We start from the raw sequence: 10,448 nt of genomic DNA, 5'->3' as shown, positions 1-10,448 counted from the left end.
CAGGGTTTCCATTTGCTCAACCCTTGGCTCTGCTTCCTGATGAGCTGCCATCATGCGTTTTAAGGCGCCACGTTGGTCAAAAGCCAGAGCTGAAATGATTCCTCGGTGGCTCACTTTTTCTAAATAAGTTTTTTTACTTGCTGTTATTGTCATGTGTTACCTCTCTTACTTGAAGTTCTTGATAAAGTTTGTCAAAATGAGCCATATTGACATGGCCTGTTTTTGACTCTTGAGCGTTTAACATGCCTAAAACATTGGCTTTCTTCAGGAGTGTTTCATCGTCATCTCCTTCTGCCAAAGCCCAAGCAATTCCTGCCACAGTAGCATCTCCAGAACCGACTGGATTAGCCACCTTAATTTTAGGGAGGCTGACGCGATAAAACCTATTATGATGTTTAGCAAAAGCCCCTTGGGCACCAAGGGAAATGATAATCCATTCTATTCCTTCAAATAAAGGTCTACTTAACAAGGAAACTAAACGTTCCTCATCTAAGGTAATCGATTCCCCTAACAAAGCCTCTAATTCTTCCAAATTGGGTTTAATCACGGTTGGCTTGTCTTTCCCAGCTAACACTGCTTTTAAGGGAGGACCTGAGCAATCTAAAACCACTTTGCGGCCATAAGCTCTCGCCATGGTAATCAAATCCTGATAATAGTTCGCAGCAAGTCCCTTAGGTAAACTGCCTGAAAGGGTCAAAATATCAAATTGTTTAGCAATAATGCTCATGTGATTCAAAAAACCTTCGGCCTCGTCCACATCAATATAAGGTCCCGCTTCCAAGATTTCTGTCTGCATGCCCTCATGCAAGATAGCAATACAGTTTCTCGTTTCCCCTTTGATTTTGAAGAATTGGTTAGAAATGTCCTGTTCTTGTAACTGATGAATGACAAAGTCCCCCAGTTTTCCACCGATAAATCCTGTTGCCACAACAGATTGTCCTACTTCTGCCAGTACTCGTGTGACATTCAAACCTTTCCCACCCGCTGTTTTGCTTACGTGTGCGACACGATTAACCGTGTCTAGAGCCAGACAATCTAAAGGATAGGAAATATCGACAGAAGGGTTTAAGGTAACTGTTAAAATCATCGCTTCTCCCTAATCGTGATACTCGCCACGATCCCATTTTTCTAAGAATTCTGTAAAAAAAGCAGGATCTTCTTGGTTGGCATGATGAGTTTCCAAGTGGGCTATTTTAGCAATTAGCTTCTTATTCTCTTCAGTTTCTTTGTATTCTGCCTTGATAAAAGCGTCTATAATATCACACATAAGAAGTTCACCCGTGATTTTACCACCAAAGCCAATCACATTGGCATTCAATTCCTCCTTGGCATAAAGGGCTGTTGTCATATCTCGAACAAGGGCGGAGCGAATACCTGGTACCTTATTTACCGCATTGTTAATGCCAACTCCAGTCCCACAAATACAAACACCCAAGTCAGCTTGTCCATTAACCACAGCTTCGCCAACTTTTTTCCCAAAAATAGGGTAATGGGTACGAGTATGGTCGTAGGTGCCACAGTCAATAACGTCATAGCCTTTAGATTTCAAAAAATCAGAAACAGCCATTTTTTCGTTGGTGACAATATGGTCACATCCAATCGCAATTTTCATCTCTTTATCCTCCTTTAGGCCATTTTATTGAGCATGTCAACACGAATTTGATGACGACCACCATCGTAGTGGCCAGTCACAAAACCTTTGGCGATATTCTTCGCTAATTCTGGACCTACAATTTCTGCTCCCATGGTAATCATACGGGCATTGTTGTGACCGCGAGTCATGTAAGCAGAGCGTTCATCTGAAACTTCAGCAGCAACCATTCCTTTTAGTTTTGTGGCTACCATAAAGGGACCTGCTCCGTAAGCATCCACCATAATGCCTAAACGACCTTCTGCTTCATTAACGGCTTTAGCCACCGCTAATGTGTTATCAATAAAATCACTGTTAATATCAGTCACGTCAATAATGTCATAGCCTTCTTCTTGAAGAAAACTTTTGATTAATTCTTTTAATGCATTTCCGTGTGCATCTGCACCTAAAATAATAGCCATCGTTTCTCCTTTTCTAATCCAAACCGCTTGCCAATCTACAAAAAGGTAACAGGATTACCTGTCCTTAGGTCAGGATTATTGCCAGCAGTCTTAGTTGTCTTCCATTATTTCTTTCAAGAAAAGCGCTTGCGGGTACCCACAGAGCGCCTTGCCTTACATGAGAAATACTCTTTTCTCTCTAGGGGGATAAGGCAGGAATACCTTAAATGGTTATCTGCTATTCCCAATAGTTTTTTAGTTAGTCACCTAACCTGATTTTATTTCATTGTTTTCGCATACTCAGCGTTACGTGCCTTCATTTGGTTAGCATACCAAGCAAAGAGACCTAGGTAAATGGCCACAAAGATGATTAACGTAATGATTGAGGCAATCTGACCTGTTGTCGCTTGACCAATCACATAACCAAAGATTTTTTCCATTGGTCCTTCGAGAGTCGAATGCGTAATCAAGGAACCAGCACTTGCACCTGCTGGGAAAGCGCCTACTTTTTTAGCCAATTCAGTTGCAAATGGGGCAATCATGGTTCCTGACAAGAGGAATAACGGCAATAAGAGGGAGCCAAAAATGATCATGCGAATCAAACGACCACGTGTGACCACAAGAAGAGCTGGTGTCATCCCCATAGCAATAATTCCCGCCAATGGTAAAATCCCATTGCCAACTTTTGAAAGAAGAACGGCTTCAATCAACATGATCGGGGCAAGAATATTGGCACAGGCCCAGATTTCAGCGCGACCAGCAATGAAAGGCCAGTCCAAACCGATATTGAAACGACGCCCATGCATTCTAGCATTGGCAAAATTGGTAATCCCTTGTGACAAAGGTTCAACAGCTGCAATAAACCATGAGCCTATTAATGAAAAGAGTTCTAAGCAGGCTCCAGCTGTAAAACCGAGTTCAAACCAATGTTTAACTGAGATGACATTAATGTGAGGATCACCCATAATTCCGATAACGAAGCCTAATATCATCCCAATAAAGAATTTTGATCCCCAAAAACCAATTTTTTTATTTAATTTTGCTGCATCAAAGTCATATTTATCTAGCCCCGGAAAGACTTTATCAAAAATCTTATCTAAGACCATAATGATTGGATTCATCATGTAGTTCATATGGGTCGATGTCATCGGTGATTGAGGCCCTGTTCCAAGGAGATCATCAAAGGTGGGTTTCATCAAATCAGAGTTAATGATTTTCAATACCCCAACAAGAATAACAGCCACAGTAGCAATCAAAAGAGACACAAAGACTGGTAAGTGGTTGCGAGCCGCATACCACATAATTAACAAGCCCGTAATGGATAAGTGCCAAATATCAAAAATATCGACGTCAAGGGTGTCTGTTTTTTTCATGACAATCATGACAATATTAACCACCAGCATCACCAGCAAGAAATAAAGGGTATAGGGGGAACCCCAGGTAATTGTTGCAAGCGGTGCCCAGCCCACATCAATAATATTCAAACTGATTCCTGTATTTTTGACAAAGGCCTGTAAAGACTCTGAAAAAGCTCCTGTTAAAATGCCAATAATAGCTCCAATCCCTGTCAAAGCGATGGCTAACTTAATCCCGCCTTCCAGTGCCTTTGTGAATTTAACCCCGAAAATCATGGCTAAACCTGTCATGACAATCAGCATGACCACACCTGATCCTAACTTAATAGGAAATCCCAGAATATTGTTAACAATGTCCAAAAAAGGTTGCATCATCTTGTCTCCTTATGTTTTTATTGACTTATTGCAAATGGTTTTCTTTAATCACGCGCTCCAGCTCCGCAAAAACAGGCTCACTCATGATTGGGATACGATAGAGAATCGGTCCTGCTTCTACTGTGGGAATTGGCATCTCAAATCCCAAGTCAGTTTTTGCAATCGGCGTAAAAATATCATAACGAGAAACTAATTCCTCAGTAATGTCCTTTACCATCACCGCATCACAGTGAACATCGTAACCACGGTCACTCATCTGAGTTTCAATCGCATCTTTAATTTGATGGCTTGAGTTAACACCTGCACCGCAGGCTGCTAGAATTTTAATCATGGTGAAACACTCCTTTTTCTATTAAATAGTTTGAAATAGCTTGTTTATCATCTTTTAGACTGGCTAGATGGCTAAGATTCCCCTTGGTAATAAAGAAGGTAATGAGATTGGATAGAATCGTCGTCTGACCCTCATTTTGACTATTGATAATAAAGAAAAAATCCGTTACGAAACAAGTCTCCTCTGGATTAATCATATGTTGAAAAGCAAGGGGATGACTGTTTTTCACGTAGATGACTTGGTTGACTAAGCAATACTTAGTTTCTGTATGAGGGATAGCTGCATAGAGAATATCCGAGCCGTCTTTCAAATCAATCTTAAGCCCAGTTGGAAAGGAAGCCTCCCGTTCAACCAACGCCTGATAGTAATCTGCCGTTACATAACCTATTTTTGTTAGGTGGCTAGCCACACGGTCAAAAAGCTCTGTTTGGGTCCTTGCATCAGTAACTAAAATATTTGGAAACACACCATACCGCCTTCCTATGATTTGTTTTACTTTTATTGTTACCCATCATCTTTAAACAATTGGTAACCGTTTACAAAATCTATTATAGTATATAAACAAACATAAATCAACATTTTTTTCGAAATATATTATATTTTTGTTTGTTTTTGTTTTATTTATTTTATTTTATTGAAATCTAATCGTTTGTATGCTATGATAATCCTAATCAAATACATCGGAAAGGAGGTCTTTAAGTGTTAAAAAGAGAGAGGCTTCTAACAATACTTGAACAGGTCAATGAAAGAGGTATTATCACTGTTAATGATATTATCGAGACCTTAAACGTCTCTGATATGACCGTGCGCAGAGATTTAGACGAATTGGAAAAAGCAGGAAAATTAATCCGTATCCATGGCGGCGCTCAAAGCATTACCATGCCTAATAAAAAAGAACGGTCAAATTCTGAAAAACAAACCGTTCAAACAAAAGAAAAACGTGAATTGGCTTCCTATGCTACTCAATTAGTTAACGATGGCGAAACTATCTTTATTGGACCAGGAACAACTCTAGAATTTTTTGCTGAACAACTGAAAAACCGGAAAATTCGTATTGTGACCAACAGCCTACCTGTTTTCACTATTCTCCAAGACAGTGAAACCGTTGATCTTATCCTTATTGGCGGGGAGTATCGCTCTATTACAGGTGCCTTTGTCGGCTCACTAGCAAGTCAAAATATTACCTCCTTAAAATTCGCTAAGGCTTTTATTAGCTGTAATGGGATTTACAAAAACGACGTCGCTACTTACAGTGAAACCGAAGGAGAGATTCAAAAACTAGCCTTCAACAACTCTATCGAAAAATACCTCTTGGTAGACAATCAAAAATTCAATGCCTATGACTTTTTCGTTTTCTACCATCTCGATAACATTGATGCAGTTGTTACGGATTCTCAAATAACTGAGGAAGTCATTGAACGTTATAGTCAGTTCACCCAATTATTAGTAGCCCACGAAAACAAGGAGTAAACGTTTCATCAAGAATGGACAGCCTGTCAGCGCATCGTCCCTCGGCACCTTCTGGCAAAAGTGATTTGCTTCCAGAGAGGTGTTTTTATTTTGCTCGGAACACACCTGCTAACGTCAGAGTCTTTATTAGCGACCATAAAAAAGAGGCCCAGTTTAAACTGGAACCTCTTTTGAGATGAAGTAAGGCTACCAAAATAACCTAAGATGATTGATGTAATTCAAATTTGGTATCCTTCAAAGCACGCTTGAGTAGGAACGTTAAAGGACGTCCTGTCACCTTAGCCTGTCCTTTTTCCAAATTTACCTGGACCGATTGCACACCGGGGACAGCTGATAATTTTTCAGTAACCGTTCTTGCACAACCGTCACACGTCATTCCTGTAACCTGATAATGTTTTTCCATTTCGTTTTCTCCTTCAAATGGTTTTTCCTTTTAATCGCAATGCATTCAAAACAACTGATACTGAACTAAAACTCATGGCAAAACCTGCTAACATCGGGTTCAATAATGGGCCTCCAAAAAGATGAAGTAAGCCCATGGCCACTGGAATCATGAGGACATTGTATATGAATGCCCAAAATAAATTTTCCTTGACAATCCTCATAGTCGCTCGACTCAATGACATAGCTTTCACCAAATCCAGCATATCAGGCCTCATCAGAATCACATCCGCCGATTCAATCGCAATATCTGTCCCCGACCCCATAGCTATCCCGATGTCTGCTACGGCCAATGCCGGAGCATCATTAATACCATCACCTACCATAGCAACTTTTTTCCCTTGAGATTGGAGGTTTGTTATCACGCTTGCTTTTTGATCAGGTAAGACTTGACTAATCACATCTGTAATCCCCACTTGAGAGGCAATAGCCTTAGCGGTAGCATCGTGGTCACCTGTTAGCATGATCGTGTGAATCCCCAGTTGCTGCAAAGCTTGGACGGTAGCTTGACTATCTTCTTTGACAGCGTCAGCAATACTGAAAAGAGCTCTTAGCTGCCCCTCTTTAGCATAATATACAAGGGTTTGACCTTTTCCTGAAGCCTTAGCACAAACTGACTGAACACAAGATAAATCGATACCAAGGGTTGCCATTAAAGCAGCATTTCCAATCGCCAAACGACGCCCTTCAAGCTGACCGGTGACTCCTAGGCCGGTTAAAGACTCAAACTGTTCCACTGGTAGACTATCGTAACCAGCTTCCTGAGCAGCACGGACAATAGCCTCCCCTAAGGGGTGTTGAGAATAGGCCTCCAAGGAAGCAGCTTCTTGCAAGATAAGGTGATCATCTCCCGAAAAAGTTAGGAGGTTTTGAAGACTTGGTTTCCCCTCCGTAATCGTCCCCGTTTTATCAAAAACAACCGTATCTACCTGATGGGCTTGTTCTAAGATGTCACCACCTTTAAAAAGAATACCATTTTCAGCTGCACACCCTGTTCCAACCATAATCGCTGTCGGCGTTGCTAAACCAAGCGCACAAGGGCAAGCGATGACTAGAACAGCGATGGCTGTTGTCAAACTAAAACGAAGGCTTTCCTGCATGAATACCAACCAAAACACCCCTGTTAACAGAGCTAATACCAAAACTACCGGAACAAAGACACCTGAGACCCTATCAGCAATAGCTGCAATAGGTGCTTTATTTTCTTGAGCATTCTCAACTAGTTGGATAATTTGTGCTAACAAGGTATCGTTTCCAAGCTTATCCGGTTTAATCGTGAGGGCGCCTTGCCCATTCAAACTGCCCGCAAAGACATTATCTTTTTCTCCCTTTTCAACAGGCAAACTTTCCCCGGTTAAAAAGGATTCATCCAAACTGCTATGTCCTTCCACGATAATACCGTCAATAGAAACTTTTTCACCTGGTTGAACCAGGACAAGGTCATCATAGCCAACCTCTTCTAACGGCAACAATTGCCATTGGCTATTTCTCCATACCCTCACATCAGTCGCCTTCAAGGATAAGAGCTTTTGAATAGCTTGGGAAGTACGGCCTTTAGAACGACTTTCAAAATACTTTCCTAGCCCAATGAGTGTCAAAATCACTACCACCGATTCAAAATAAAGGGAGTGCACAAAGTGCGCCCGGCCCAGACTGATTTCAACCACTCCATAAAGACTATAAGCAAAAGCAAAGCTGGTTGCTAAAGCTACCAAGGAGTCCATATTAGGATGTCCCTTAAACAAAGCTTTAAACCCATTATGGTAATAATGACGATTTAATACTAAGACTGGAATCGTCAAGAGTAGCTGACTAAAGCTGTAAACGAAAGGATAGCGATCTGGTTGCAGAAATGGAGGAAGCCATAAGCCCACCATGTGACCCATAGCTAGGTATAATATAGGAATGGTGAATAGGGCAGACCACAAGACCTGAGACCAAATAACCTTTAGGTCTTCGTCACGACGACCTGTTTGCATGTGTTTTGCATGTTCATCAAAGACTTGTGCACCATAACCAGCATCTCTTACCGCTTGAATAACTTTGGCCGTTTCTAAATCGTCATCTTGATAAGTAACCGTGAGCTTCTCAGTCGCTAAATTCACAACGGCCTGTTCTACTTCAGGCAATTGATTGACCGTTTTTTCAATTGTTAGAGCACAAGAGGCACAACTCATTCCCTCCACTAAAAATATCTCTTTAGCCATTAATACGTCTCCTTTTTCTGACAGTGGCACTGCCCAGGCAGGCAATTACACGGCACCTCAAGAACTGCATGTTCTTTTTTGACTTCTAGTAGCTCTTGGAATGCCTCGATTTCCTCCAAGGTCATCGGTAAGTCATAAAACCGTTCAAGAAGTAGACGCGCGTGTTGCCGCTGACAAATACCGTCTAAAACAGTCGCTAGTGCTTCTTTTTGTAGCAAAGTCTCATCCAGAAGAGCTTGATAAATATAGGCCCTACCTTCCCGGTAAGTTCCCAAAGCCTTTTTTTCCACCAAACGCCCAATCAAGGTTTTAATAGTAGAATCTGACCATTGATATTTTTTCCTTAAAATAGTAATAATATCGCTACTTTTAATATCACCACTGGCCCACACCACACGCATGACTTCCCATTCGGCAGCTGATATCTGTTGCATAACGTCACCTTCATCCAAAATTTATTTACATTTGTAAATTAATTATAGCGGATTTAACTACATTTGTAAATAAATAACTTTTCTCATTTTTCTATCCTTATATTGACAAATGAATCGTTTTTATTATAATATTATTGCAATAAAAATAACATTTACATTAAGGAGATGCCTTTGAAACATCCTATTCGAAAAACACTTGTCACCTTAGGTCTATTACTGACCTTATGCCTGCCGACTCCAGTTGCAGCTAGTTCTCGTTCTTGGAAGAGCTGGTTTATCGAGCAATATTTCTGGCTAAAACGAGACAAAAGCTACTATGCTGAACAAGATGATACCAGTTTTCAAACCTATCTCAATGCTTGCCAAGAACAATCAGATAAGCCTTATGTGCTCGACCCTACTACCGTAAATGGTCCCCTTGTCCAAGAAAACTTATTTGACATGCAAGTGTACTCTTGGAATAGTAACGGAAAACCTGACCAAAAAACCATCTTTTATTTAGCAGGTGGATCCTACCTCAATAACCCAACATCTTATCACATCAGTATGCTCAAGACGCTCTCAACTAGCCTTGACGCAAAAATTGTTTTACCGATTTACCCTAAAGCACCACGCTACACTTATGATTATACCATGCCAAGATTGGTTAATCTTTACAAGCATTCTCAACAGCAACATTCCCAGCTTTTCTTGATGGGAGACTCAGCTGGTGGCGGACTTGCTCTAGGATTGGCTCATGCCTTGAATATTGAATCTATTCCTCAACCTAAACAGATTATTCTACTTTCCCCATGGCTAGATGTGACCATGTCACATGCAGAAATCCCAAATTATGAAGATGCTGATCCCATTTTATCAGCTTGGGGACTAAAACGTGTGGGTGAAAAGTGGGCTAAATCTGCCGATAACACTAACCATATCTATGTCAGCCCTAAAAATGGTCCTGTTGACAAATTAGCACCAATCACCCTGTTCACTGGCACACGTGAGATTTTCTATCCAGATATTCGTGATTATGCCGCAACATTACGGGCAGCTAACCATCAACTAACCTTCATCGCCCAAGAAGGCATGAACCATGTTTACCCGATTTATCCTATTGAAGAGGCAAAAACAGCTCAATACCAAATCATTGATGCCATCAATAAAACCCCTTAATGAGAGGAATAATTCCTACCTGCCACCAGTTAATCTGGTGGTTTTTTGTAGTTTGCACCACAAAATAACAATTAAAAAGAGCCCTATCATAATGATAAGGCTCTTTCCGTCATAACATCCGCACCGCAATACTTAGGATTTGTTGTCAAGATCTCGTAAGAGTTGATCAATTTTATTGCCATAGGCGATGGAATTGTCTTTTTCAAACACCAAATCTGGAATTTTGTACATGGTCAATTGTTTACCAAGTTCACGTTTAATCGTTCCAGTAGCTTTTTCAAGCCCTGTTTGTGCTTTTTGATTATCAGATGCCAAGTCACTCATAATGGTGTAATAAACTTTAGCAAGTGACAAATCACCCTGCATTTGAACTTCTGTAATAGTTACTCCCTGAACACGTGGATCACGCACTTTTTTCTGAAGAATATCATTTACTTCCCGCTTAATTTCCATCCCAACACGGTCAATACGATGATTAGCCATAGCCATTTCCTTTCCACATTTTTAAAACAAAAGCTAGGCTGAAAGCCCAGCTTATGACATTGCTACCTGTTTTGATAACGACAATTAAAGGGAATCTGAGAATTCCACGACGAGACTGGAAGGAATATCCCAAGTAGCTCGTCTGGTAGAACAAGTCATTATT

The 10,448-nt window shown here is 40.8% G+C and carries 12 protein-coding genes and 1 pseudogene; 2 read left to right on the top strand and 11 right to left on the bottom strand.

The features are described 5' to 3' along the window. The 7 genes and pseudogenes from ACYTR8_RS07945 to ACYTR8_RS07915 all read right to left on the bottom strand — a co-directional run. Positions 1-153, bottom strand: a pseudogene (locus ACYTR8_RS07945) (tagatose-bisphosphate aldolase); the annotation flags it as partial. Then, positions 134-1,087 (bottom strand): tagatose-6-phosphate kinase, encoded by a 954-nt coding sequence (locus tag ACYTR8_RS07940; RefSeq protein ID WP_479641969.1) that lies wholly within the window; start codon positions 1,085-1,087, stop codon positions 134-136. The pseudogene ACYTR8_RS07945 and the gene ACYTR8_RS07940, both read right to left, overlap by 20 nt. Before the next feature lie 9 nt (positions 1,088-1,096). Beyond that, positions 1,097-1,612 carry a galactose-6-phosphate isomerase subunit LacB gene (lacB, locus tag ACYTR8_RS07935; protein ID WP_479641968.1) on the bottom strand — a complete coding sequence of 172 codons (516 nt, stop codon included), beginning with the start codon at positions 1,610-1,612 and terminating at the stop codon, positions 1,097-1,099. A 14-nt stretch (positions 1,613-1,626) separates the two neighbouring features. Beyond that, positions 1,627-2,052, bottom strand: coding sequence for a galactose-6-phosphate isomerase subunit LacA (gene lacA / locus ACYTR8_RS07930; protein ID WP_154412123.1), 426 nt, complete (start codon positions 2,050-2,052; stop codon positions 1,627-1,629). 257 nt (positions 2,053-2,309) lie between these two features. Next, on the bottom strand, positions 2,310-3,761 hold the full coding sequence (locus tag ACYTR8_RS07925; protein ID WP_204108591.1) for a PTS galactitol transporter subunit IIC: 1,452 nt from the start codon (positions 3,759-3,761) through the stop codon (positions 2,310-2,312). Positions 3,762-3,786: 25 nt separating this feature from the next. Continuing rightward, positions 3,787-4,092, bottom strand: a complete 306-nt coding sequence (locus tag ACYTR8_RS07920; protein WP_003052292.1) for a PTS sugar transporter subunit IIB — start codon at positions 4,090-4,092, stop codon at positions 3,787-3,789. Further along, positions 4,085-4,558, bottom strand: a complete 474-nt coding sequence (locus tag ACYTR8_RS07915) for a PTS sugar transporter subunit IIA (protein ID WP_479640219.1) — start codon at positions 4,556-4,558, stop codon at positions 4,085-4,087. The genes ACYTR8_RS07920 and ACYTR8_RS07915 overlap by 8 nt, the downstream gene beginning before the upstream one ends. Positions 4,559-4,791: 233 nt before the next feature. Between ACYTR8_RS07915 and ACYTR8_RS07910 the strand changes: the two genes are divergently transcribed. After that, a complete protein-coding gene (locus ACYTR8_RS07910) occupies positions 4,792-5,562 on the top strand; it encodes a DeoR/GlpR family DNA-binding transcription regulator (protein WP_003062384.1) in 771 nt (256 codons plus the stop codon). A gap of 199 nt (positions 5,563-5,761) precedes the next feature. Here the strand turns inward: ACYTR8_RS07910 and ACYTR8_RS07905 are convergent, their stop codons facing one another. From ACYTR8_RS07905 to ACYTR8_RS07895, 3 genes are read right to left on the bottom strand one after another with little or no spacing between them, the layout of a single operon-like run. Then, on the bottom strand, positions 5,762-5,965 hold the full coding sequence (locus ACYTR8_RS07905; protein WP_003057059.1) for a heavy-metal-associated domain-containing protein: 204 nt from the start codon (positions 5,963-5,965) through the stop codon (positions 5,762-5,764). Between the two features lie 13 nt (positions 5,966-5,978). Beyond that, positions 5,979-8,210: a heavy metal translocating P-type ATPase gene (locus ACYTR8_RS07900; protein ID WP_479641967.1), complete on the bottom strand. Its 2,232-nt coding sequence runs from the start codon at positions 8,208-8,210 to the stop codon at positions 5,979-5,981. Further along, entirely contained in the window at positions 8,210-8,644 is a 435-nt protein-coding gene (locus tag ACYTR8_RS07895; RefSeq protein ID WP_111717405.1) for a CopY/TcrY family copper transport repressor, read from the bottom strand. The genes ACYTR8_RS07900 and ACYTR8_RS07895 overlap by 1 nt, the downstream gene beginning before the upstream one ends. A 171-nt stretch (positions 8,645-8,815) precedes the next feature. On the opposite strand from ACYTR8_RS07895, the gene ACYTR8_RS07890 reads away from it, so the two are divergent. Continuing rightward, positions 8,816-9,802, top strand: coding sequence for an alpha/beta hydrolase fold domain-containing protein (locus tag ACYTR8_RS07890; protein ID WP_479641966.1), 987 nt, complete (start codon positions 8,816-8,818; stop codon positions 9,800-9,802). A gap of 132 nt (positions 9,803-9,934) precedes the next feature. On the opposite strand, the gene rbfA is transcribed toward ACYTR8_RS07890, so the two are convergent. Further along, on the bottom strand, positions 9,935-10,285 hold the full coding sequence (gene rbfA, locus ACYTR8_RS07885) for a 30S ribosome-binding factor RbfA (RefSeq protein WP_002994317.1): 351 nt from the start codon (positions 10,283-10,285) through the stop codon (positions 9,935-9,937). Positions 10,286-10,448: the final 163 nt, after the last annotated feature.

The organism is Streptococcus sp. F2 (assembly GCF_056500955.1).
The sequence above is the reverse complement of the archived record's forward strand: the minus strand, read 5'-3'. Positions and strand labels throughout refer to the sequence as shown.